We start from the raw sequence: 24,651 nt of genomic DNA, 5'->3' as shown, positions 1-24,651 counted from the left end.
GTAATCAGGTTGTCGTGTCGGAATTAAGTGCCCTGTGTCAGCCGACGGCGTGAAGTTCGTTGAGTCTGTGGATACCCGCAGTGCCGGTCATACCGTCCCAGTTGTCGCCGCGTCCTTCTCGCCAGCCGTTGATCCAGGCTTGGCGTACTGACGGTAGAGTAAAAGGGCAAAGCTCACGGGATTTGCCACCTACGCCATATTGATATCCGCGCAAAAATGCTCTTTCCAACGGATCACGCTTAAGTCTTCTCATAGGGTGTAGCCCTCACTTGTTGACTGTTTTTATCGCGTTGACCTCAATCGAGGTCTGGCAGAAATTTCTGCCGTTGGTGGCTCGCTGCCGGCGTGGCGAGCCAAGGTGTTGACGTCAGTTGTGGCGTCAACCTGTGTTGAGTTCTAACCAATACGTCACATCGAGGGAATGATCGTTTTGTCATAAGGACGTAACGATAAAGATGCTAAGGCCATAAGTAACTCAATGTTTGTTGGGTCTTTATCGGTCAAACCCCTGTATGATCGGCCCCCCACGAGATGATGACGGTAATCCTCCAGTGAGAATGGCTCGTGTTAAATCGCGCGTCATGCGACGAAGGGTCGCGTTATGACATTTTGTTGCATCAACTTTTTTATCTGTCCGTGCATCTAAGCTCTTCTAACCCGAGCAGCACGGGTGGGTCGGCACACCTTCCTGCCACGCGGGCGCTCTCTGAGAAAAGCGCCTGATTGAAAACCGGTCCGGCAACGCGTTGTCGGTCCACTCTGCCAAAGGCTCTGAATCACCATGTCCGATCGTTTCGAACTCTTCCTCACTTGCCCCAAAGGCCTTGAAGGCCTGCTCATCGAGGAAGCCGTCGGGCTTGGCCTTGAAGAAGCCCGCGAACACACCTCGGCCGTGCGCGGCATGGCCACGATGGAAGCGGCCTATCGCCTCTGCCTGTGGTCTCGCTTGGCAAACCGGGTGCTGCTGGTGCTCAAGCGTTTCCCGATGAAAGATGCCGAGGACCTGTATCACGGCGTACTCGACATCGAGTGGCAAGACCACATGCTCAGCGATGGCACCCTGGCTGTGGAATTCAGCGGCCACGGTTCGGGGATCGACAACACCCACTTCGGCGCCTTGAAGGTCAAGGACGCCATCGTCGACAAATTACGCACCCCGCAAGGTGATCGTCCGTCCATCGACAAACTCAACCCGGACCTGCGCGTTCACCTGCGCCTGGACCGTGGCGAAGCGATCCTTTCCCTCGACCTCTCCGGCCACAGCCTGCACCAGCGCGGTTATCGCCTGCAGCAGGGTGCGGCACCGCTGAAGGAAAACCTGGCGGCGGCGATCCTGATCCGTTCCGGCTGGCCGCGTATCGCGGCCGAAGGCGGCGCGCTGGCCGACCCGATGTGCGGTGTCGGTACGTTCCTGGTTGAAGCAGCGATGATCGCCGCCGACATGGCACCGAACCTGCGTCGTGAACAGTGGGGCTTCACCGCCTGGCTCGGCCACGTGCCGGCGCTGTGGAAAAAACTCCATGAAGAAGCGGTTGAACGTGCCTCCGCTGGCCTGGCCAAACCGCCGCTGTGGATTCGCGGTTACGAAGCCGACCCGCGCCTGATTCAACCGGGGCGCAACAACGTCGAGCGTGCGGGCCTGAGCGAGTGGATCAAGATCTACCAGGGCGAAGTCGCGACGTTTGAGCCACGTCCTGACCAGAACCAGAAAGGCCTGGTGATCTGTAACCCTCCGTACGGTGAGCGTTTGGGTGACGAGGCGAGCCTGCTCTATCTCTACCAGAACCTCGGCGAACGTCTGCGCCAAGCATGCCTGAATTGGGAAGCCGCGGTGTTCACCGGCGCCCCGGATCTGGGCAAGCGCATGGGTATCCGCAGCCACAAACAGTATTCGTTCTGGAACGGCGCCTTACCGTGCAAGCTGCTCTTGATCAAGGTCACGCCTGACCAGTTCGTCACCGGCGAGCGTCGCACGCCCGAGCAGCGTCAGGTCGAGCGTGAGCAGGCAGCTTACGATCAAACCCCGGACGTGCCGCAAGAACGCCAGTACAACAAGAATGGCAACCCGATCAAACCGGCGCCGGTGGTGATCGAGCAACCGCGCTTGAGCGAAGGCGGGCAGATGTTCGCCAACCGACTGCAGAAAAATCTCAAGGCGCTGGGCAAGTGGGTCAAGCGTGAAGGCATCGACTGCTATCGTGTCTACGATGCCGACATGCCGGAATACTCCATGGCCATCGACCTGTACCAGGATTGGGTGCATGTGCAGGAATATGCCGCGCCGAAGTCCATTGACCCGGAAAAAGCCTCGGCACGCATGTTTGACGCGTTGGCGGCTATTCCGCAGGCGCTGAACATCGACAAGAGCCGCGTGGTGGTCAAGCGTCGCGAACGCCAGAGCGGTACGAAGCAGTACGAGCGCCAGGCGGCGCAGGGCAAGTTCGTCGAGGTCAACGAGGGCGGCATCAAGCTGCTGGTGAATCTTACCGACTACCTCGACACCGGGCTGTTCCTCGACCACCGGCCAATGCGCATGCGCATTCAGAAAGAGGCCGCCGGCAAACGCTTCCTCAATCTGTTCTGCTACACCGCGACCGCCAGCGTGCACGCGGCCAAGGGCGGAGCGCGCAGCACCACGAGTGTCGACCTGTCGAAAACTTACCTGGACTGGGCGCGTCGTAATCTGTCGCTGAACGGTTTCTCCGACAAGAACCGCCTGGAGCAGGGTGATGTGATGGCCTGGCTTGAATCCAGCCGTGACGAGTACGACCTGATCTTCATCGACCCGCCGACCTTCTCCAACTCCAAGCGCATGGAAGGTGTGTTCGACGTGCAGCGTGACCAGGTGCAACTGATCGACCTGGCGATGGCCCGTCTGGCGCCCGGTGGCGTGCTGTACTTCTCCAACAACTTCCGCAAGTTCGAGCTGGAGCCCAACCTCAGCGAGCGTTATGCCGTCGAGGAAATCACGGCACAGACCCTCGATCCGGATTTTGGCCGTAATGCGAAGATTCACCGGGCGTGGAAGATCACGCTGCGTTGATGCTGATCCTCCTGTAGGAGCGAGCATGCTCGCGATGGATTCAAAAACACCGCTGGGTGTCAGGCGCCCCGCGTTATCGTTGACGACCATCGCGAGCATGCTCGCTCCTACAGGGGAACTGAGTTTCACCCATCGGCGAGTACTGGCCAAATTGATGGCTAATAGCTATAACTCAAGACATGGCCAATGCGCATTTCCAGCACCTGGCGTTTTGAGTGGCCTTTATGTCGTTGTACTCCGTGCGCCCCAAGATACTGGGTTTTATCAGTGAAGACGCTTCGGCCTGGATGGTCGCGCTGCTGGTATTGATTGTCGGCGCGGTCCTTACGGGCCTGCTGGCCTGGTCGACCCTCAACCTCTTTCAGCAGCAACTGCGGCAACGTTTCCAACTGCTGGCCAGTGAACGTTACAGCCGCATCACCGAACGTTTCGAAGACCAGGAGCAACGCCTTGATGGGCTGCGCCGGTTTTTCATCAATTCCGATGCGGTCCAGCGCGAGGAATTCAATGGCTATACCAAACCCCTGCTGCGCCGCACCCAGGCTTATTCGTTTGCGCTGCGGGTCAGTGGTCCCGAGCGCGCCGAGTTCGAGCGCCGGGTACGCGCCGAGGGCTATGCCGATTTCACCATTCGCGAACTGAACGCCGACGGGCAACTGCAACTGGCGGCTGAGCGCGATGAGTATGTGCCGGTGCTCTACAGCGAAACCCAAAGCAAACTCGGCGCGCCGCTGGGTTACGACCTGCTGGCACAACCGCTGCGCCGCGACACCCTTGAACGGGCGGACCGGCACGGGCAGATGGCCGTTTCGCAACCGATGCATCTGGTCAGCATTGACCCAGCCTACGCACGGGGCGTGCTACTGGTGGCGCCGGTCATCCTGCGCAACAGCAGTCCCGACAGCAAACCCTTCGGCTATGTGATGGCGGTGATCAGCATGCGCCAGTTGCTGGCTGAGGACCTGCCGGAAGCCAGCCGCGATTACCTGTCGGTCCGCATCCTCGATCTGTCCGTCGGCGATCAGCATGAAGTGCTTTACGAATCCCCAAGCGGCCCCGCCGACAGCGAACTGGCGGCAACGCGGGAATTGCGGATCGCTGACCACGAGTATCAGGTCGACATCCAGCCCAGCGAGGCCTTCCTGCGGGCCAACCATTCCTCGGTGAACAGTCTGGTGATCCTTGGGGGCCTGCTCAGCCTGTTGCTCAGTGCGTTGCTTTATGTGCTGGTGAGCCAGCGTCAACGGGCGTTGAAAATGGTCGAACAGCGCACTCAGGAGTTGCGTGACCGCGAGCAGGAGCTGCGCGGTACTCACGGCCAATTGCGTGGCGTGTTGGACGCCGCGACCCAGGTGGCGATCATCGCCACGGATTTGCGCGGTGTCATCAGCACATTCAATGCCGGGGCGGAGCAGATGCTTGGCTACTCCAGTCTCGGCGTGGTGGGGCACATGACCCTGGAAAATCTCCTGCTGCCCCGGGAGCTCGAAGCGCGCTCGGCGGAGTTGAGCGCACGGTACGGCAAACCGATCCCGACGTGCCAGGCGATGCTGGTCGAAGGCGGCGAGCAGGGCGGGCACGAGGCGCGGGAATGGACCCTGGTGCGCAGCGATGGTAGCCATCTGACGGTGAACATGCTGGCTACGCCGGTGCTCGACGAACAAGGGCTGTGGGTCGGGCACCTGGCAATCTGCATCGACGTCACCGAGCGCAAGCGCGTGCATGAGGCCCTGGCGGCACGGGATCTGCTATTGAAGAAACTGAGCGCTCACCTGCCCGGCGGCATCTATCAGTTCAAAATGGAGTTCGACGGACGCTTCAGCGTGATCTACGCCAGTGACGGCATCCGCGAGATCTACGAATTAGACCCGGAGGTGTTGCTGCTCAACGCCGAATCGATCTTCACCCGGATTCATCCCCAGGACATCTCACGGGTCCGCGCCTCGATCCGTGCGTCGGCGGACACGCTCAGCCCTTGGCGCGAGGAATACCGCGTGCTGCTGCCCACCAGCGGCCTGCGCTGGGTGCGTGGCGAGGCGACGCCGGAGGAGCTGCCCGGTGGCGGCGTGCTCTGGCACGGCTACATCTCGGACATCTCGGACCTGAAGCGGGTCGAGGAAGAACTCAGGGCGCTGTCGGTGACCGACGCTTTGACCGGCATTCATAACCGTCGTTACTTCCAGGAGCGCCTGACGACCGAAATGGCTCGGGTCGAGCGGGGCGGCGGCGAGTTGTCGGTGATCATGCTGGACATCGATCACTTCAAGCGCATCAACGACCAGCACGGCCATGCTGTGGGTGACCGGGTGTTGCAAGCGGTCTGCGAGCGCATCGGTCACCGGCTGCGGCGCACCGACGTGTTCTGTCGCCTGGGCGGCGAGGAATTCATGGTGCTGTGCCCCGACATCGACGGCGAGAAGGCCCATCTGTTGGCGTTGGAGCTGTGGCAGGGGCTGCGCAGTACGCCAATCGACGAAGTCGGGACCGTCACGGCCAGTTTCGGCATTGCCAGCTGGCGGGTGGGCGAGGGCGCGGACGCGCTGTTGCTGCGGGCCGACTCGGGTGTTTACGCGGCGAAGCAGGCCGGCAGAGATCGGGTGGAAAGCGAGATCAACTAGGTTGCCGCCGTTCCTGTAGGCGCGAGCTTGCTCGCGATGGCGTTGTGTCAGTCATGGAGATGTCGAATGACTGACCGCAATCGCGAGCAAGCTCGCTCCTACAGGTTCGGTGGTGTTTTTGTGGGCGCGAGCATCGGCTGGGCGCCGGTTACAACACCGACGCCGTCTCAGGCAATTTCGGCTGGCGATACAGGTCCAGCAGCACCTGATCCAATACCGACGAAGCGCCGAACGGGGCCTTGTCGTTGAGGATCGCCACCACCGCCCAGGTATTGCCGTTGACGTCGCGGCTGAAGCCGGAAATCGCGCGTACGGTGTTCAGGGTGCCGGTCTTGACGTGGGCTTCACCGCGCATCGCCGTGGTTTTCAGGCGTTTGCGCATGGTGCCGTCAGTGCCGGCAATCGGCATCGAGCTGATGAACTCGGCGGCGTATGGGCTATGCCAGGCCGCTTGCAGCATCGCGGCCATTTCCCGAGCGCTGACACGCTCGGCGCGCGACAGGCCGGAACCGTTTTCCATCACCAGGTGTGGCGCGGTGATGCCTTTCTTCGCCAGCCACTGACGCACCACGCGCTGGGCAGCCCTGGCGTCGTCGCCGTCGGCCTCGGTGCGGAACTTCTGCCCCAGGCTCAGGAACAGTTGCTGGGCCATGGTGTTGTTACTGTATTTGTTGATGTCGCGGATGATTTCCGCCAGGTCCGGGGAAAATGCCCGGGCGATGACCTTGGCGTCTTTAGGCGTGGCGGCCAGCACATCCTTGCCCTGGATGCTGCCCCCCAGTTCCTTCCAGATCGCCCGCACGGCACCGGCGGTGTAGGTCGCGTGATCGAGCAGCGACAGGTAGGTCTGCGAGCTGCAGCCGTCGCCCAATTGACCGCCGACGGTCACGGTCACTGAACCGTCAGGCTGCGTCACGGGGTTGTAGCGCACGCCGCCTGTGCATTGCTTGGAGTTGAGCGCCTTGACCTGGTTTTCGATGCGGATACTGGCAATCGGTGGTTCCACCGACACCAGCACGCGGCCGTTGTCATTACGGGCCACGAAACGCAGAGCCTTGAGGTTGACCAGCAGCGAATCGGGCTTGACCAGGAACGGTTTATTCTCGTCATTGCCGTCATCGTTGAACTCGGGCAACTGTGGTTGCACGAAGAAGCCGCGATCCAGCACCAGGTTGCCGGTTACTTGGGTCACACCGTTGGCGCGCAGGTCGCGCATCAGCAGCCACAGTTTTTCCATGTTCAGCTTCGGATCACCGCCACCCTTGAGGTAGAGGTTGCCGTTGAGGATGCCGCCACTCAGGGTGCCGTCGGTGTAGAACTCGGTTTTCCACTGGTGGTTCGGGCCGAGCATTTCCAGGGCGGCGTAGGTGGTCACAAGCTTCATGGTCGAAGCCGGGTTGACCGAGACGTCGGCATTGAAAATGGTCGGGGTGCCTGGGCCGGTGAGCGGGATCATCACCAGCGACAGGGCGTTGTCTGGCAGCTTGCTGGCCTTCAGGGCCTTTTCGACGTTGGGGGTCAGCGCGGTATTGATGGCGGCGGCAGAAGCGGGGAGGGCCAGGGGGAGAAGAAGGCTGGCCAGTAACAATGGACGCAAAGATTTGATCATGTGAAATAAAACCCTACAGCCGAGGGGAAAAATACGAGGGCATGAAAATAAAGTCCCTCAGTGACATTAAAGTGTCCGCATTATGCCCCAAGGTGTAGCGGCTTGTGCCGTGCGCAGGTGCCCTGATCCGCTATTTTTTTACCGGCGGTCACTGCTCTCGCCCAGAGAACCGGGCAATTGCCTGCTTAAACTGGTAAAGTGCCGGCCGTTAATACTTTTGAGGATTGTTCCAATGGCGACTAACCGTTCCCAGCGTCTGCGCAAAAAACTGTGCGTCGATGAATTTCAAGAGCTGGGTTTCGAACTGAACCTGGAGTTCAAGGAAGATTTGGCTGATGAAGCCATCGACGCCTTCCTCGACGCGTTCCTCAAAGAAGCCATGGAAGCCAACGGTCTGGGCTACGTGGGCGGCGACGACTTCGGTCTGGTTTGCCTGCAGAAGCGTGGCTCGGTATCCGAAGAGCAGCGCGCTGCCGTTGAAGCCTGGCTCAAAGGCCGCAGCGAGCTGACCGAAGTGACTGTCAGCCCGTTGATCGATGTCTGGTACCCGGAAAAGCCAATCAATAAGGCTTGATGGCAGCGGCAAGCTGCAAGCGGCAAGCTGATTCGGCTTGTAGCTTGCAGCTTGCAGCTTGCAGCTTGCAGCTTGCAGCTTGCAGCTTAAAGCTGCTTTTTCCAGTTAAGAATCACCAGCGTCACCACCCCCGCAATAATTCCCCAGAACGCCGAACCGATGGAAAACAGCGTCATGCCCGACGCCGTGACCATGAAGGTGATCAGCGCCGCTTCCCGCTCCTTCGCTTCGCTCATGGCGATGCTCAGGCCATTGATGATCGAACCGAACAACGCCAGTGCGGCAATCGACAGCACCAGTTCCTTGGGCAACGCGGCAAACAGCGCCGCCAGCGTCGCGCCGAAAACCCCGGCGATGCCGTAGAAAATCCCGCACCAGACGGCCGCCGTGTAACGCTTGTGGCGATCCTCGTGGGCATGGGGCCCGGTACAGATGGCTGCGCTGATGGCGGCCAGGTTGATGCCGTGGGAACCGAACGGTGCCAGCAGCAGCGAGGCGATGCCCGTGGTCGTGATCAACGGTGAAGCCGGGACCTGGTAGCCGTCGGCGCGCAGCACGGCGATGCCCGGCATGTTCTGCGAGGTCATGGCGACCACGAACAGCGGGATACCGATGCTGATGGTCGCGGCCAGGGAAAAGTGCGGCGTGGTCCAGACGGGTGTCGCCACTTCCAGATGAAACGCGCTGAAATCCAGCAGCCCCATCAGCCCGGACAATGCGGTGCCGATCAGCAGCGCGGCCAGTACGGCGTAGCGCGGTGACAGGCGCTTGACCACCAGGTAGGAGAAAAACATCCCCAGTACCAGGGCGGTTCGATGCTGGGCAGCGACGAAGATTTCGCTGCCGATCTTGAACAGAATCCCCGCCAGCAAGGCTGCCGCCAATGACGCCGGGATCTTCTTCACCAGGCGTTCGAAGCTGCCGGTCAGGCCGCAGATGGTCACCAGCACCGCACAGGTCATATAGGCGCCGATGGCCTCGCCATAGCTGACCCCGCCGAGGCTGGTGATCAGCAGTGCCGCGCCCGGGGTCGACCAGGCGATGGTGATGGGGGTGCGATAACGCAGGGACAGGCCGATGGAGCAGACCGCCATCCCGATGGAGATCGCCCAGATCCACGAGGAAATCTGCCCGCTGGTCAGCCCGGCCGCTTGCCCGGCCTGGAACATCAGCACCAACGAACTGGTGTAGCCGGTCATCATCGCGATGAAACCGGCGACGATGGCCGACGGTGACGTATCGGCCAAGGGGCGCAGCGGCGTGTGTATAGCGTCGTTCATGACGGCGGTGTTCCTGATCTTGATGAATTTCCCGCCCGTCCACTGTCCCTTGCAGGAGCGAGCATGCTCGCTCCTGCAAGGGAGCAGGGGCGGGGGAGGCTGAGCGGGGTTTAAAGACTAAACTCAAATGTGAGCAGGTATTGCCATACAGCCGGTGCGACAAACAGCCGTACAGTCGTGTTGCCACCATCCATTGTGTACAATCGCCGTGTTTTTTACGCGATACTTGCCAGCGACCCGCTGTGTCGTATTACAGTCAAGGTCAATTCGCCGCCGTTCTCCCGACCCGAGTGCCCATGAACGAACAGTTGCAGCCCCTCAAGAAACAACCGCGAGCAGGCAAAGCCGGCCGCAGCGGAACCCAGGACGATATTGTCTACGCGCATATTTTCGAGGCCATCCTTGAACAGCGCCTGGCGCCCGGCACCAAGTTGAGCGAAGAAGCGCTGGGGGAAATTTTCGGGGTCAGTCGCACCATCATCCGCCGTGCGCTGTCGCGTCTGGCGCATGAGGGGGTTGTGCTGTTGCGACCGAATCGTGGCGCCGTGGTGGCAAGCCCGAGTGTCGAAGAGGCGCGGCAGGTGTTCTTCGCCCGGCGTCTGGTCGAGCGTGCAATCACCGAATTGGCCGTGCAACATGCCAATGCCGAAGAACTCGCCGAGTTGCGCCAAATGGTCAACGACGAACGCGACAGCTTTTCCCGTGGCGATCGGGGTGCAGGCATTCGTTTGTCGGGCGAGTTCCACCTCAAGCTCGCCGAGGCGGCGAAGAATGCCCCATTGATCAGCTTCCAGCGCAGCCTGGTGTCCCAAACCTCGCTGATCATCGCCCAGTACGAAAGCGGCAACCGTTCCCACTGTTCCTACGATGAACACACGCAACTGATCGATGCCATCGAAGCGCGTGACACCGAGCGGGCGGTGGATTTGATGATGCACCACATGAATCACATCGACAGCAAGCTCAACCTCGACGAGGAGAGTGCCTCGGACGACCTGCATGCGGTGTTCTCGCATCTGTTGCAGACCAAGAAGGCGGGGCGGTCGCCGGCCAAGATCTGATCTGGCACCGCGTCGCTTTCATCGCGGGCAAGCCCGCTCCTACAGAGCGTTGTGAGCACCTGTAGGAGCGGGCTAGCCCGCGATGACGGCCTGACGGACACAAAAAATCCCCCGGACTGAAAAAAGGTAGCGGGGGATTTTTTATGCTTGAAAAACCTTACCGCTGATGCACCAGATTCCCCGCCGCATACGTCTGCGCCACCGTACGGTCATCCCCCAGCGTCATCAGCACAAACAACGTCTCGGCAATGTTCTTCGCCTGCTGCAAGCGGTAGGCGAGTAGCGGGGTGGCGTTGTAATCGAGGACCAGGAAGTCGGCGTCGCTGCCCGGTTGCAGGTTACCGATGCGGTCCTCGAGACGCAGTGCGCGGGCGCCGCCGAGGGTCGCCAGGTACAGCGACTTGAACGGGCTCAGGCGTGCGCCCTGCAATTGCATGACCTTGTATGCCTCATTCAGGGTTTGCAGCAGCGAAAAACTGGTGCCGCCGCCAACGTCCGTGCCCAGGCCCACATTCACTTTATGTTTCTCGGCCATTGGCAGGTTGAACAGGCCGCTGCCGAGGAAGAAGTTCGAGGTCGGGCAGAAAGCAATCGCCGAACCGGTTTGCGCCAGGCGCGCACATTCGTCGTCGCACAGGTGCACGCCGTGGGCGAACACCGAGCGCTCGCCCAGCAACTGATAGTGGTCGTAGACGTCGAGGTAGCCCTTGCGCTCCGGGAACAGCGCTTTGACCCACTCGACTTCCTTGAGGTTTTCACTGATGTGGGTCTGCATGTACAGGCCCGGGTACTCGCTGAGCAACTGACCAGCAAGGGTCAGTTGCTCCGGGGTGCTGGTCGGCGCGAAGCGGGGGGTCACCGCATAGTGCAGGCGACCCTTGCCGTGCCAGCGTTCGATCAGCGCCTTGCTTTCGACGTAGCTGGATTCGGCGGTGTCAGTCAGGTAGTCCGGGGCGTTGCGGTCCATCATCACCTTGCCGGCGATCATGCGCAGGTCCAGGCGCTCGGCGACCTCGAAGAACGAATTCACCGACTGTGGGTGCACGCTACCAAATACCAGCGCGGTGGTGGTGCCGTTGCGCAGCAGTTCCTTGACGAAGATGTCGGCGACCTGGTCAGCGTGGGCCTTATCGGCGAACTGGCTCTCGCAGGGGAAGGTGTAGGTGTTGAGCCAGTCCAGCAGTTGCTCGCCGTAGGCGCCGACCATGCCGGTTTGCGGCAGGTGGATATGGGTGTCGATGAAACCCGGGGTAATCAGCGCATCCTGGTAATGGTTGATCTCGATATCGGTCGGCAGGGTCGGCAGCAGTTCGCTGGCGTGGCCGAGGGCGGTGATCTGGCCGTTATCGACCACCAGCAAGCCGTCCTCGAAATACTCATAGGACGCTTCGATCCCCACTTCGGCGGGGTCGGCGATGCTGTGCAGGATGGCGGCGCGGTAGGCTTTGCGAGTCAGAGGCATAAGGTTCTCAGTTCGAGGCTTTAAGTTGTGCGGTTTGACTGCGGCGTGACACCGGCAGCAGCTTGGCGATCGGTTCGGCACTGGATGTTTGCTGCCCGAAGTTCGCGTTATAGGTGGCGATGATTTCGCCGGCGATGGAGACAGCGATTTCCACCGGCAATTTGCCCTTGACCTCGCCGATGCCCATCGGGCAGCGCATGCGTTGCAGGACGGCGGCGTCGAAACCCCGGTCGCGCAGGCGGTGTTCGAACTTCACCCGTTTGGTCTTCGAACCGATCAGGCCGAAGTAGGTGAAGTCATTGCGCTTGAGGATCGCCGCCGTGAGTTCCAGGTCGAGTGAGTGGTTGTGGGTCATGACGATGCAGTAGCTGCCGGCGGGCAGGTCGTCGATTTCATCCACGGGCTCTTCGCTGACGATCTTGCGCACGCCGTGGGGGATCTGCTCGGGGAATTCTTCATCCCGCGAGTCGATCCAGCGCACCCGGCAAGGCAGGCTGGCCAGCAGCGGCACGAGCGCTCGGCCGACATGCCCGGCGCCGAACACGGCGATCTGCGCCTGGACCTGGCCCATCGGTTCGAACAGCAGCACGGTGACGCCACCGCAGCACTGGCCAAGGCTGGCCCCCAGGCTGAAACGCTCCAGGTGGGTGTTTTGTTTGCCACTGGCGAGCATCTCGCGGGCGATGTGCATCGCCTTGTACTCCAGGTGCCCGCCGCCGATGGTGTCGAACGCATGGCGGGCGCTGATGACCATCTTCGAGCCGGCATTGCGCGGCGTCGAGCCCTGCTCTTCGATGATGGTCACCAGCACGCAGGGCTCACCGCGGTTTTGCAGGTCGGCGAGGGCGTCGATCCAGTTGTACATGTTTCACCCCTACAACATCGTTGTTTGTTCTGGCCTCATCGCGGGCAAGCCAGCTCCTACAGAGATCCAGGGTGCGCAGAAGATCCCTGTAGGAGCTGGCTTGCCAGCGATGGGATCGCCTAGTTCTTAGAACGAAGCCATCTCGGTTTCAGTCTCGACAGCCTTGGCCACCTTCAACTGTCGCATCTGCTCGCAGCCCCACAACACCCGCTCCGGCGTCGCCGGCGCATCGATCTTCGGTTGATGTTTGTAATCACCGAGGCTCGCCACCGCATCCTTGATCGCGCACCACGCAGCGATGCCGAGCATGAACGGTGGTTCGCCCACGGCCTTGGAGTGGAACACCGTGTCTTCGGGGTTCTTGCGGTTTTCCACCAGCTTCACTCTCAGGTCCAGCGGCATGTCCGCCACGGCCGGGATCTTGTAGCTGGCCGGGCCGTTGGTCATCAGCTTGCCCTTGTTGTTCCACACCAGCTCTTCCATGGTCAGCCAGCCCATGCCCTGGATGAAGCCGCCCTCGACCTGGCCGATGTCGATGGCCGGGTTCAGCGAGGCGCCGACGTCGTGGAGGATGTCGGTACGCAGCATCTTGTATTCGCCGGTCAGGGTGTCGACCAGCACTTCGCAGCACGCCGCACCGAAGGCGAAGTAGTAGAACGGCCGGCCACGCGCCTGGCTGCGGTCGTAGTAGATTTTCGGGGTCTTGTAGAAACCGGTGCTCGACAGCGACACCTGGGCGAAGTACGCCTGCTGGATCAACGCCTCGAAGGTGAGGATGTGATCGCGAACCCGCACGTGACCGTTGTGAAAGACCACATCTTCTTCGCTGACCTTGTAGTGTCGCGCGGCGAATTCCACCAGGCGCTGCTTGATCGTTTCGGCGGCATTCTGTGCCGCCTTGCCGTTGAGGTCGGCGCCACTGGACGCAGCGGTCGGCGAGGTGTTCGGTACTTTGTCGGTGTTGGTGGCGGTGATCTGCACGCGGTCCATTTCCACCTGGAAGACTTCGGCCACCACCTGCGCGACCTTGGTGTTCAAGCCCTGGCCCATCTCGGTGCCGCCGTGATTCAGATGGATGCTGCCGTCGGTGTACACGTGCACCAGGGCGCCTGCCTGGTTGAGGAAACTGGCGGTGAAGGAAATGCCGAATTTTACCGGGGTCAGCGCCAGGCCTTTTTTCAGGATCGGGCTGTTGGCGTTGTAACGGCGGATCGCTTCGCGGCGCTCGGCGTACTGGCTGCTTTCTTCCAGTTCGGCGGTCATTTCCTCGAGCATGTTGTGCTCGACGGTCTGGTAGTAATGGGTGACGTTGCGCTCGGTCTTACCGTAATAGTTGGCCTTGCGCACGGCCAGTGGGTCGAGGCCGAGGTGACGAGAGATGGCGTCCATCACTTCCTCGATGGCGACCATGCCTTGCGGACCGCCGAAACCACGGTAGGCGGTGTTCGACGCGGTATTGGTCTTGCAGCGATGGCCATTGATGGTGGCATCGCCCAGGTAATACGAGTTGTCCGAGTGGAACATGGCCCGGTCGACGATCGAGGCCGAAAGGTCCGGCGAGCACCCGCAGTTGCCGGCCAGTTCCAGGGCAATGCCGTGCAGGCGGCCGGTGCTGTCGAAGCCGACGTCGTATTCGACATAGAAGGGGTGGCGCTTGCCGGTCATCAGCATGTCTTCGACGCGCGGCAGGCGCATCTTGGTTGGCTGGCCGGTGAGGTGCGCGATGACCGCGCACAGGCACGCCGGGCTGGCGGCCTGGGTTTCCTTGCCACCGAAGCCGCCTCCCATTCGGCGCATGTCGACCACGATCTTGTTCATCGACACGTCGAGCACCTCGGCGACGAGCTTCTGCACTTCGGTCGGGTTCTGCGTCGAGCAGTACACAATCATGCCGCCGTCTTCGGTCGGCATCACCGACGAGATCTGGGTTTCCAGGTAGAAGTGTTCCTGGCCGCCGATGTGCAAGGTGCCCTGTAGGCGGTGTTCGGCTGTGGCTAATGCGCCGGCCGAATCGCCGCGCTGATGGGTGTGGCTGTCGAGCACGAAGTGGCGTTTGCGCAGGGCTTCGACGACGTCCAGCACCGGCTCCAGGTCTTCATATTCGATGATCGCGGCCATGGCGGCCTTGCGCGCGGTTTCCAGATCCCTGGCGGCGACAGCCACCACCGGCTGGCCGACGAATTGCACGGTGTCGATGGCCAGCAACGGATCGCCCGGCAGCAGGGGGCCGATGTCTTTCAGACCCGGTACGTCTTCGTGGGTGATGGCGATGCGCACACCTTCGAAGGCATAGCAGGGGGTGGTGTCGATGCTGATGATCCGGGCATGGGCGCGGTCTGACAGGCGTGCATAAACGTGCAGCTGATTGGGGAATTCGAGGCGGTCGTCGATGTACTGCGCTTCGCCGGACACATGCTTGGCGGCGCTGTCGTGCTTGACGCTGCGGCCGACACCGGTGGTCAGGTCCTGCGCGAACAATTGCGCCAGTTCAGCCTGGGTCTTCTCTACGACGTGATGATTAGACATAAGCGGTCACCCGGGTCTCGATGTGCGGCGTTTGCAGTTCGATGAAGTATTTGCGCAGCAGGTTCTGGGCGCTGAGCAGGCGATATTCCTTGCTGGCGCGGAAGTCCGAGAGCGGCGTGAAATCCTCGGCGAGGGCGGCACAGGCACGTTCCACCGTGATGCTGTTGAACGGTGCTCCGCGCAATACGGTTTCGCAGGCATTGGCGCGTTTGGGGATCGCGGCCATGCCGCCGAAGGCCACGCGAGCATCGCTGATCACGCCGTTTTCCAGACGCAGGTTGAAAGCGGCGCAGACCGCGGAAATGTCATCGTCCAGGCGCTTGGACACCTTGTACGCCCGGAACAACTGTTCGGCGCTGGCGCGGGGCACGATGATCTTCTCGATGAACTCGCTGTCCTGGCGCGCCGTGACCCGGTAATCGATGAAGTAGTCCTCAAGGGCGATGGTGCGACGTGTGTCGCCCTTGCACAAAACGATCTGCGCGCCGAGGGCAATCAGCAGCGGTGGCGAGTCGCCAATCGGTGAGGCGTTGCCGATGTTGCCACCCAGAGTGCCCTGGTTGCGGATCTGCAAGGAGGCGAAGCGTTGCAGTAGTTCGCCAAAATCCGGGTACTCGGCCTTCAAGGCCTCGTAACAGTCGGACAGGGCAGTGGCAGCGCCGATTTCCAGACGATCGTCGAAGCGCTCGATGCGTTTCATTTCGGCGACATTGCCCACGTAGATCATCACCGGCAAGGTGCGGTGAAACTGCGTGACTTCCAGCGCCAGGTCGGTGCCGCCGGCCAGTAGCCGGGCTTGTGGATAGGCGTCGTAGAGGTCTGCCAGGTCGGCAACGGTCAGCGGCACCAGGCAGCGTTTGTCGCCACTGTTGAGTTCGCCGATGTCGGTGGGGGCGATCGCTTTCAGGCGGGTGATGGTCTCGGCCTCGCGGGCATCGAACTGGTCAGGCTTTTTCCCGTAGCACGATTGCTCGGCTGCTTCCAGGATCGGGCGATAGCCGGTGCAGCGGCACAGGTTACCGGCCAGGGCTTCGTGGGCCTTGTGAGGATCGGGGGCATCACTGTTCTTTTGCAGAGCAAACAGCGACATGACAAAACCGGGTGTGCAGAAGCCGCATTGCGAGCCGTGACACTCGACCATGGCTTTTTGCACGCTGTGCAGTTCGCCCTGGTGCTTGAGGTCTTCGACGCTGATCAGTTGTTTGCCGTGCAGCGACGACACGAAGGTCAGGCAGGCGTTGAGGCTGCGATAGCGAATGTGTTCGCGCCCGGTCTCGTCGGTCTGCAACTCGCCGACGACCACGGTGCACGCGCCGCAGTCACCGCTGGCGCAGCCTTCTTTGGTGCCGGGCTTGCCCACATGGTCGCGCAGGTAATTGAGCACGGTCAGGTTCGGGTCCAGGGCGTGCTCGCTTCGAAGTTCCTGGTTGAGTAAAAACTGGATCACGGAAGGCCTCGCAGATTCATTATTGTTGTTAAGCGACTTGAACCGAATTTATCAGTTCTGACTTTTGGGTCAATGATTTTCTGACTTAAAGGTCAGGAAAAATCATTTTGTCGATCAACAGCACGTTCCCTCAGTATTGACCCTTGCGGCGTCACCTGCTTTTTTGCGGGTTTCGTGCCAAAAACCGCTGTGTGGGCACTCCGCCACAACCCCTCATGTGCGCTACACTGCGCCGCTTGTGCAGATCGAAGAGTTTGAAGGGACAACCATGACGTTCAAGGCGCCGGACAGCCTCGCCGAGCAAATCGCGCACCACCTCGCCGAACGCATCATTCGCGGTGAAATGAAGCCCGGAGAGCGCATCCAGGAACAGAAGGTCACGCTGGCCCTCAATGTCAGTCGTGGTTCGGTCCGCGAGGCGCTGCTTATTCTCGAGCGTCGCCACCTGATCGCGATCCTGCCGCGACGCGGTGCCCACGTCACCGAGCTCACTGCCCACAAAGTGCGCAGCCTGTGCACCCTCATGGGCGAGTTGTACATCATGCTCGGCAACGCCGTGGCCACTGGCTGGCAAGTGCAGGCCGACCTCGCGCCGTTCGTGCAGATCCAGCAACGCCTGCAGGGCAGTTTCGAGCGCCAGGACATCCGCACCTTCGTCGATGACAGCTTCAACGTGATGCGCGCCGCATATCCCTTCGCCGATAACCCGTATTTGCAGGAAACCGTCGAAAACCTGCAGCCGGCCATGAGCCGTGCGTATTTCCTGGCCCTGGACCAGCGCAAGGCGTCGATGAGCGAGTACCTGGCCTTGTTCTCCCAACTGCTGGGCGCGGTCATCGCCCGTGATTTCCCGCAGATACGTGAAGTGCTGACGGCCTATGGCCAGCGCAGCTGTGATCTGGTGATCTCTGCCCTGACGGACGCTTAAGCGTGCGGCTCAAGTGCATCAAGCTGGCGGGGTTCAAATCCTTCGTCGACCCGACCACGGTAAACTTCCCCAGTAACATGGCGGCGGTGGTCGGGCCCAATGGTTGCGGCAAGTCGAACATCATCGACGCCGTACGATGGGTGATGGGCGAGAGCTCGGCCAAGAACCTGCGTGGCGAGTCGATGACTGACGTCATCTTCAATGGCTCGACGAGCCGCAAGCCGGTGAGCCAGGCGAGCATCGAGCTGGTGTTCGATAACAGTGATGGCACCTTGATCGGCGAGTACGCCGCCTATGCGGAAATTTCCATTCGCCGCAAAGTGACCCGCGACAGCCAGAACAGCTACTTCCTCAACGGCGCCAAATGCCGCCGCCGTGACATCACCGATATTTTCCTCGGCACTGGCCTGGGGCCGCGCAGTTACTCGATCATCGAGCAGGGGATGATCTCCAAGCTGATCGAAGCCAAGCCGGAAGACTTGCGCAACTTCATCGAGGAAGCGGCGGGGATTTCCAAGTACAAGGAGCGTCGGCGCGAGACTGAAAACCGAATCCGGCGCACCCACGAAAACCTTGCGCGCCTGACCGACCTGCGCGAAGAGCTCGAACGCCAGCTCGAACGCCTGCACCGTCAGGCCGAGTCCGCCAAGAAATACCAGGAATACAAGGGCGAGGAGCGTCAGCTCAAGGCGCAGTTGTCGGCACTGCGCTGGCAGGCGCTGAACGAGCAGGTTGGTCAGCGCGAGGCCGTGATCGGCAATCAGGAAGTCACCTTCGAAGCATTGGTGGCCGAACAGCGCAACGCCGACGCCAGCATCGAACGCCTGCGTGACGGTCACCATGACCTGTCCGAGCGTTTCAACCTGGTGCAGGGGCGCTTTTATTCGGTCGGCGGCGACATCGCCCGGGTCGAGCAGAGCATCCAGCACGGTCAACAGCGTCTGCGGCAGTTGCAGGACGATTTGAAGGAAGCCGAACGCGCGCGCCTGGAAACCGAATCGCACCTGGGGCACGACCGCACCTTGCTGCTGACCCTCGGCGAAGAGCTGGACATGCTCGTGCCGGAGCAGGAGATCACCAGCGCTGCCGCCGAAGAAGCCGCCGCGGCGCTGGAAGAATCCGAAACCACCATGCACGGCTGGCAGGAACAGTGGGACGCCTTCAACCTCACGGCCGCGGAACCGCGTCGCCAGTCCGAAGTGCAGCAAGCGCGGATCCAACAGCTGGAAACCAGCCTGGAACGCTTGGCCGACCGGCAGAAACGCCTGGGCGAAGAGCGCGATTTGCTTTCGGCGGACCCGGAAGACGCGGCGATCATGGAGCTGACCGAACAGTTGGCGGCGAGTGAGGCGACCCTGGAAGACTTGCAGGCCAGTGAAGAGGCGCAGGTCGAGCGCCTTGAACAACTGCGCCAGCAACTGCAGCAGGCGCTGTCGGCGCAGCAACAGGCCCAGGGCGATTTGCAGCGCCTCAATGGGCGCCTGGCTTCGCTCGAAGCCTTGCAACAGGCTGCGCTCGATCCGGGCACCGGCACCGCCGAGTGGCTGCGCGAGCAACATCTGGCCGAGCGTCCGCGATTGGCTGAAGGCCTGAAAGTGGATGCGGGCTGGGAGTTGGCGGTGGAAACCGTGCTTGGCGCCGATCTGCAAGCGGTGCTGGTGGACGATTTCACCGGGGTCGACCTCGCGGGTTTCAGCCAGGGCGATCTGCGTTTACTCAGCCCCGCGAGCGATGGCGTGCGTGTGCCCGGCAGCCTGCTCGACAAGGTTGAAGCGCAGATCGACCTGTCTCCGTGGTTGGGCCAGGTCAAACCGGTCGACAGCCTGGAGCAGGCCTTGGCGCTGCGTGGTCAACTGGCGACCGGACAAAGCCTGATCAGCCGTGATGGCTACTGGGTTGGCCGGCACTTCCTGCGCGTGCGCCGGGCCAGCGAAGCGGAAAGCGGCGTGCTGGCGCGGGGCCAGGAAATCCAGCGACTGGGGCTTGAGCGCGAAGAGCGAGAGGCCTCGGTCGAGACCCTGGAAACGCAATTGCAGAACCTGCGGGCGCAACAGCGGCAACAGGAAAACGGTCGTGAACATTTGCGCCGACTGCTGCAAGACGAGGCGCGCCAGCAGGGCGAGCTCAAGGCGCAATTGTCTGCCGGCAAGGCCAAGGCCGAGCAGTTGACCTTGCGCCGCCGCCGGCTCGATGAGGAGCTGGCCGAGCTGGCCGAGCAGCGCGAACTGGAGCACGAAAATATCGGTGAAGCGCGCCTGCAATTGCAGGACGCGCTGGATTCCATGGCGCTGGACACCGAGCAGCGCGAGCTGCTGCTGGCCCAGCGCGACAGCCTGCGCGAACGTCTCGATCGCGTGCGTCAGGAAGCGCGGCAGCACAAGGATCATGCCCATCAATTGGCCGTTCGCCTGGGTTCGCTGCGGGCGCAGCACGACTCCACTCGCCAGGCGCTGGAACGTCTGGAAATGCAGTCCGAGCGCCTGACCGAAAAGCGCGAGCAACTGAGCCTCAATCTGGAGGAGGGCGAGGCGCCGCTGGAAGAGCTGCGCCTCAAGCTTGAAGAGCTGCTCGACAAGCGCATGACCGTCGATGAAGAACTCAAGACCGCGCAAATCGCCCTGGAGGATGCGGATCGTGAACTGCGCGACGCCGAAAAACGTCGTAACCAGGCCGAACAGCAATCGCAGCTGATTCGTGGCCAGATGGAATCCCAGCGCATGGAATGGCAAGCCCTGACCGTGCGCCGCAAGGCCCTTGAAGACCAGTTGCTGGAGGACGGTTACGACTTGCATGGCGTACTCGCCACGCTCGCGCCTGAGGCCAACGAGAAGGACGCCGAAGAAGAGCTCGAACGCATCGCTGCGCGCATTGCACGCCTGGGTGCGATCAACCTCGCGGCCATCGATGAATACCAGCAACAATCGGAGCGTAAACGTTATCTGGATGCGCAGAACGACGATTTGGTGGAAGCGCTGGATACCCTCGAGAACGTGATACGCAAGATCGACAAGGAGACCCGCAACCGCTTCAAGGATACCTTTGATCAGATCAATGGTGGTTTACAGGCGCTTTTCCCAAAAGTTTTCGGCGGAGGCAGCGCGTATTTGGAACTGACGGGCGAAGATCTACTCGATACAGGGGTGACAATCATGGCGCGCCCGCCCGGGAAGAAGAACAGCACCATCCATTTGCTCTCCGGTGGCGAGAAAGCCCTGACCGCATTGGCCCTGGTTTTTGCGATCTTCAAGTTGAACCCGGCACCGTTCTGCATGCTCGACGAAGTGGACGCGCCACTGGACGACGCGAACGTCGGCCGCTACGCACGACTGGTGAAGGAGATGTCGCAGACGGTGCAGTTCATCTACATCACCCACAACAAGATCGCCATGGAAATGGCCGATCAATTGATGGGGGTGACGATGCACGAGCCCGGGTGTTCGCGATTGGTGGCGGTGGATGTCGAGGAGGCCATGGCGATGGTGGACGCCTAGCGGCGTAGCTTCGAGCTGCAAGCTGTAAGCTGCAAGAGGTTGTGCTTGGAACTTGAGGCTTGTAGCTTGAGCCGCGCGCCTGATTAAACGAGCAAATTGTTGGGTGAAGATGGCAAATCGACACAATTTGCGCGGCGATTTCGACAGACGGTGTAAAGTTGTCTTTGGTCGTGCTAGTTTAATGTCAAATTTTCGTATACGTGGGCAAAACGCCTGTCAGAACATAGAGTTGGCGCCACGTTTTAAAGCGGTTTACCAGTTGTAAACCCCTTATTTTTCAGCATTTTTTATAGAGGCACGGGATTACATGGAAATCGGTCTGCGCGAGTGGCTGATCGTCATCGGCATCATTGTCATTGCCGGTATTCTTTTTGATGGCTGGCGCCGGATGCGCGGCGGCAAGGGGAAACTGAAGTTCCGTCTTGATCGAAATCTGTCCAACTTGCCGGATGACGACGGTAATGCCGAGCTATTGGGCCCGTCCCGCGTGCTCGATACCCATAAAGAACCGCAACTGGACGAGCATGATCTGCCGTCGGTCAGCGCGCCGGTCCGTGAGGCTCGTGAGTCGGGTTCCAAACGGGGCAAGCGTGGCCATGGCGAACCATCCCAGGGCGACATGAACCTCAGCCTCGACCTCGACGGTGGCCCGAGCTTCAACAGCCGTGACGATGATTTTCCGGACGACAGCAAGTCCTCGCCGTCTCTGGGCGACAAGGAGCAGCCGCAAGCCGAAGAAGTGCTGGTGATCAGCGTGATCTGCCGCGACGCGGCCGGCTTCAAAGGACCGGCGCTGTTGCAGAACATCCTGGAAAGCGGTTTGCGTTTTGGCGAAATGGACATCTTCCATCGCCACGAAAGCATGGCCGGTAATGGCGAAGTGCTGTTCTCCATGGCCAACGCTGTCAAGCCGGGTATCTTCGACCTGGACGACATCGACCATTTCAGCACCCCGGCCGTTAGCTTTTTCCTCGGTCTGCCGGGTCCACGTCATCCCAAGCAAGCCTTCGACGTGATGGTGGCTGCGGCGCGCAAACTGTCCCAGGAGCTCAACGGCGAGCTCAAGGACGACCAGCGCAGCGTGCTGACCGCCCAGACCATCGAACACTACCGTCAGCGCATCGTTGAGTTCGAACGTCGCGCATTGACCCAGAAGCGTTGAGAACAGGATCGTGCCACGCGACCTGTACCTGTAGGAGCCGAGCTTGCTCGCGATGGCGTCTATGAGATCGCCATCGCGAGCAAGCTCGGCTCCTACAATAAGTTTTGCCGCATCAACAGATTGAGCAGCTTCGGCTGCTCTTTTGCTTTATGAGAGAACACCCATGACCGCCGCCAAAAACCGCATTCTAGAGCTGCGCGCTGAACTCGATCAGCACAACTATCGTTATCACGTGCTGGACGAGCCGAGCATTCCGGACGCTGAATACGATCGCTTGTTCCACGAACTCAAAGCCCTCGAAGCGGCCAATCCGGAGCTGATCACCAGCGACTCGCCGACGCAACGCGTTGGCAGCGCTGCGTTGTCGGCGTTCACTCAGGTGCGTCACGAAGTGCCGATGCTCAGCCTCGGCAACGCCTTCGAAGAAACCGATATGCGCGAGTTCGATCGCCGGGTGACCGAAGGTCTCGACCTGCCGGCCGGTGATCTGTTCGGCGGCGGTTCGGCGGTGGAATACAGTTGCGAGCCTAAACTCGATGGCCTGGCGGTCAGCCTGCTGTATCAGGACGGCGTACTGGTGCGCGGCGCTACCCGTGGCGACGGCACCACCGGCGAAGACATCAGCGTCAACGTGCGTACCGTGCGCAATATCCCGCTGAAGCTGCAAGGCACTGGCTGGCCGGCGACGCTGGAAGTGCGCGGTGAGGTGTTCATGTCCAAGGCCGGTTTCGAACGGCTGAACGCTACGCAGCTTGAGGTGGGTGGCAAGACCTTCGCCAACCCGCGCAACGCGGCAGCGGGTAGCTTGCGCCAACTGGATTCGAAGATTACCGCCAACCGTCCGCTGGAGTTCTGCTGCTACGGCATTGGTCAGATCTCGCAAGACATCGCCGACACCCACATTGGCAACCTGAAGCAGCTCCAAACCTGGGGCCTGCCGATCAGCCGCGAGCTGAAGCTGGCGCACGGCATCGACGAGTGCCTGGATTACTACCGCGACATCGGTGAGCGCCGCAATGGCCTGGCTTATGAAATCGATGGCGTGGTGTTCAAGGTCAACAGCATCGCCTCCCAGCGTGAGCTGGGCTTCCGTGCGCGTGAACCGCGCTGGGCGATTGCCCACAAATTCCCGGCAATGGAAGAGCTCACCGAACTGCTCGACGTGGAATTCCAGGTCGGTCGTACCGGTGCGGTGACCCCTGTCGCCCGATTGAAGCCGGTGAAGGTCGCCGGCGTCACCGTGGCCAACGCAACGCTGCACAACATGGATGAAGTGGCGCGCCTGGGCCTGATGATCGGCGACACCGTGATCATTCGCCGCGCCGGCGATGTGATTCCGCAAGTGGTGCAGGTGGTGCTCGAGCGTCGCCCTAAGGATGCACGCGCCGTACAGATTCCCGAGCGTTGCCCGGTGTGCGGTTCCCATGTCGAACGTACCCAACTGGTCAAGCGCAGCAAGGGTCGCGAAACCGTCAGTGAAGGCGCGGTGTATCGCTGCGTTGGCCGACTGGCCTGCGGCGCGCAGCTGAAACAGGCAATCATTCACTTCGTGTCGCGCCGCGCCATGGACATCGAAGGCCTGGGCGACAAGAGCGTCGAGCAACTGGTCGATGAAGGTCTGGTGAGTTCGCCGGCCGACCTTTATGCGCTGAAGTTCGAAGACATCGTCGAGCTCGAAGGTTTTGCCGAGCTGTCGAGCAAAAAGTTGCTCAGCGCCATCGAGGACAGCAAGCGCCCGAGCCTGGCGCGCTTCATCTATGCCCTGGGCATTCCCGATGTCGGCGAGGAGACGGCCAAGGTCCTGGCGCGCTCGCTGGGGTCGCTGGAGCGGGTCCAGCAGGCATTGCCAAACGTGCTGACCTACTTGCCGGACGTAGGGCTGGAAGTGGCCCACGAGATTCACAGTTTTTTTGAAGACAAGCACAACCAGCAAGTCATCGCCGATCTGCTCAAGCATGGTTTGCAGATTCAGGATCAGGGCGAGCTGAGTGCCGAGTTCGCTGCGAGCACGACCCTCGGTGGTTTCCTGGACAAGCTGCACATTCCGTCGGTCGGGCCGGGTGGCGCGCAGAAACTTGCGGAAAAATTCGGATCCCTGGAAGGCGTGTTCAATGCCGATTGGCTGGATATGCGCCAGGCCCTGCCGGAGAAACAGGCCAATTCGGTTCGCGAGTTTTTTGCCTTGGCCGAAAACCGCGAGCTGGCGCAAGCGGCGGAGCAACAATTGCGCGATTTCGGCATGCACTGGTTGAGCGAGAAAAAAGTCGTCGAAGGCTTGCCGCTGACGGGCCAGACCTGGGTGTTGACCGGCTCGCTGGAGTTGATGAGTCGCGACGTGGCCAAGGACAAGCTGGAAAGCCTCGGCGCCAAGGTGGCCGGTTCGGTATCGGCCAAGACCCACTGCGTGGTGGCGGGGCCCGGTGCGGGCTCCAAATTGGCCAAGGCGAATGAGCTGGGGTTGAAGGTGCTGGATGAGGAGGCGTTTGTCAGTTTCCTGGGTGAGCACGGCATATCTGCGTAGCTACCTCCTGTAGGAGCGAGCTTGCTCGCGATGATGATCGTTCCCACGCACGGCGTGGGAACGA

15 protein-coding genes are annotated in these 24,651 nt (G+C 61.1%); 8 read left to right on the top strand and 7 right to left on the bottom strand.

The genetic code is table 11. The annotated features are described in order from the left end of the window. Positions 1–37 precede the first annotated feature (37 nt). Complete coding sequence (rmf, locus tag AB4O36_RS17410; protein WP_003223300.1) at positions 38–253, bottom strand: ribosome modulation factor; 216 nt, start codon at positions 251–253, stop codon at positions 38–40. 528 nt (positions 254–781) lie between these two features. Here rmf and rlmKL point away from each other — a divergent pair. After that, positions 782–3,043 carry a bifunctional 23S rRNA (guanine(2069)-N(7))-methyltransferase RlmK/23S rRNA (guanine(2445)-N(2))-methyltransferase RlmL gene (rlmKL, locus tag AB4O36_RS17405; RefSeq protein ID WP_460116934.1) on the top strand — a complete coding sequence of 754 codons (2,262 nt, stop codon included), beginning with the start codon at positions 782–784 and terminating at the stop codon, positions 3,041–3,043. A gap of 224 nt (positions 3,044–3,267) precedes the next feature. Further along, positions 3,268–5,661, top strand: coding sequence for a sensor domain-containing diguanylate cyclase (locus tag AB4O36_RS17400; RefSeq protein WP_460139849.1), 2,394 nt, complete (start codon positions 3,268–3,270; stop codon positions 5,659–5,661). A 148-nt stretch (positions 5,662–5,809) separates the two neighbouring features. On the opposite strand, the gene dacB is transcribed toward AB4O36_RS17400, so the two are convergent. Beyond that, positions 5,810–7,270: a D-alanyl-D-alanine carboxypeptidase/D-alanyl-D-alanine endopeptidase gene (gene dacB / locus AB4O36_RS17395; protein WP_460116932.1), complete on the bottom strand. Its 1,461-nt coding sequence runs from the start codon at positions 7,268–7,270 to the stop codon at positions 5,810–5,812. A 232-nt stretch (positions 7,271–7,502) separates the two neighbouring features. On the opposite strand from dacB, the gene AB4O36_RS17390 reads away from it, so the two are divergent. Next, complete coding sequence (locus tag AB4O36_RS17390; RefSeq protein ID WP_460116931.1) at positions 7,503–7,844, top strand: YggL family protein; 342 nt, start codon at positions 7,503–7,505, stop codon at positions 7,842–7,844. Positions 7,845–7,930: 86 nt separating this feature from the next. Here the strand turns inward: AB4O36_RS17390 and AB4O36_RS17385 are convergent, their stop codons facing one another. Then, positions 7,931–9,124, bottom strand: a complete 1,194-nt coding sequence (locus AB4O36_RS17385) for a benzoate/H(+) symporter BenE family transporter (RefSeq protein WP_460116930.1) — start codon at positions 9,122–9,124, stop codon at positions 7,931–7,933. 296 nt (positions 9,125–9,420) lie between these two features. Here AB4O36_RS17385 and AB4O36_RS17380 point away from each other — a divergent pair, with 296 nt between their 5' ends. Beyond that, a complete protein-coding gene (locus tag AB4O36_RS17380; protein ID WP_460116929.1) occupies positions 9,421–10,185 on the top strand; it encodes a GntR family transcriptional regulator in 765 nt (254 codons plus the stop codon). Between the two features lie 157 nt (positions 10,186–10,342). Here AB4O36_RS17380 and guaD read toward each other — a convergent pair whose 3' ends face one another. The 4 genes from guaD to xdhA form a co-directional block, all read right to left on the bottom strand. Next, positions 10,343–11,647 (bottom strand): guanine deaminase, encoded by a 1,305-nt coding sequence (gene guaD, locus AB4O36_RS17375; protein ID WP_460139848.1) that lies wholly within the window; start codon positions 11,645–11,647, stop codon positions 10,343–10,345. Between the two features lie 7 nt (positions 11,648–11,654). Next, entirely contained in the window at positions 11,655–12,512 is an 858-nt protein-coding gene (gene xdhC, locus AB4O36_RS17370) for a xanthine dehydrogenase accessory protein XdhC (protein WP_460116927.1), read from the bottom strand. A 126-nt stretch (positions 12,513–12,638) separates the two neighbouring features. Continuing rightward, on the bottom strand, positions 12,639–15,038 hold the full coding sequence (xdhB, locus tag AB4O36_RS17365) for a xanthine dehydrogenase molybdopterin binding subunit (protein WP_460139847.1): 2,400 nt from the start codon (positions 15,036–15,038) through the stop codon (positions 12,639–12,641). Further along, the gene (xdhA, locus tag AB4O36_RS17360; RefSeq protein WP_460139846.1) at positions 15,031–16,485 is read right to left on the bottom strand and encodes a xanthine dehydrogenase small subunit; all 1,455 of its coding nucleotides are present in this window, start codon (positions 16,483–16,485) and stop codon (positions 15,031–15,033) included. The genes xdhB and xdhA overlap by 8 nt, the downstream gene beginning before the upstream one ends. 268 nt (positions 16,486–16,753) lie before the next feature. Between xdhA and AB4O36_RS17355 the strand changes: the two genes are divergently transcribed. The 4 genes from AB4O36_RS17355 (at position 16,754) to ligA (ending at position 24,587) form a co-directional block, all read left to right on the top strand. Continuing rightward, on the top strand, positions 16,754–17,413 hold the full coding sequence (locus AB4O36_RS17355; protein ID WP_460116924.1) for a GntR family transcriptional regulator: 660 nt from the start codon (positions 16,754–16,756) through the stop codon (positions 17,411–17,413). 2 nt (positions 17,414–17,415) lie between these two features. Next, on the top strand, positions 17,416–20,904 hold the full coding sequence (gene smc, locus AB4O36_RS17350; RefSeq protein ID WP_460139845.1) for a chromosome segregation protein SMC: 3,489 nt from the start codon (positions 17,416–17,418) through the stop codon (positions 20,902–20,904). Positions 20,905–21,211: 307 nt separating this feature from the next. Continuing rightward, entirely contained in the window at positions 21,212–22,066 is an 855-nt protein-coding gene (gene zipA / locus AB4O36_RS17345) for a cell division protein ZipA (RefSeq protein ID WP_460139844.1), read from the top strand. 163 nt (positions 22,067–22,229) lie between these two features. Beyond that, on the top strand, positions 22,230–24,587 hold the full coding sequence (gene ligA / locus AB4O36_RS17340; protein ID WP_460139843.1) for an NAD-dependent DNA ligase LigA: 2,358 nt from the start codon (positions 22,230–22,232) through the stop codon (positions 24,585–24,587). The last annotated feature ends 64 nt before the right edge of the window (positions 24,588–24,651 follow it).

This window comes from Pseudomonas sp. S2_E01, from assembly GCF_054668365.1.
The sequence above is the reverse complement of the archived record's forward strand: the minus strand, read 5'-3'. Positions and strand labels throughout refer to the sequence as shown.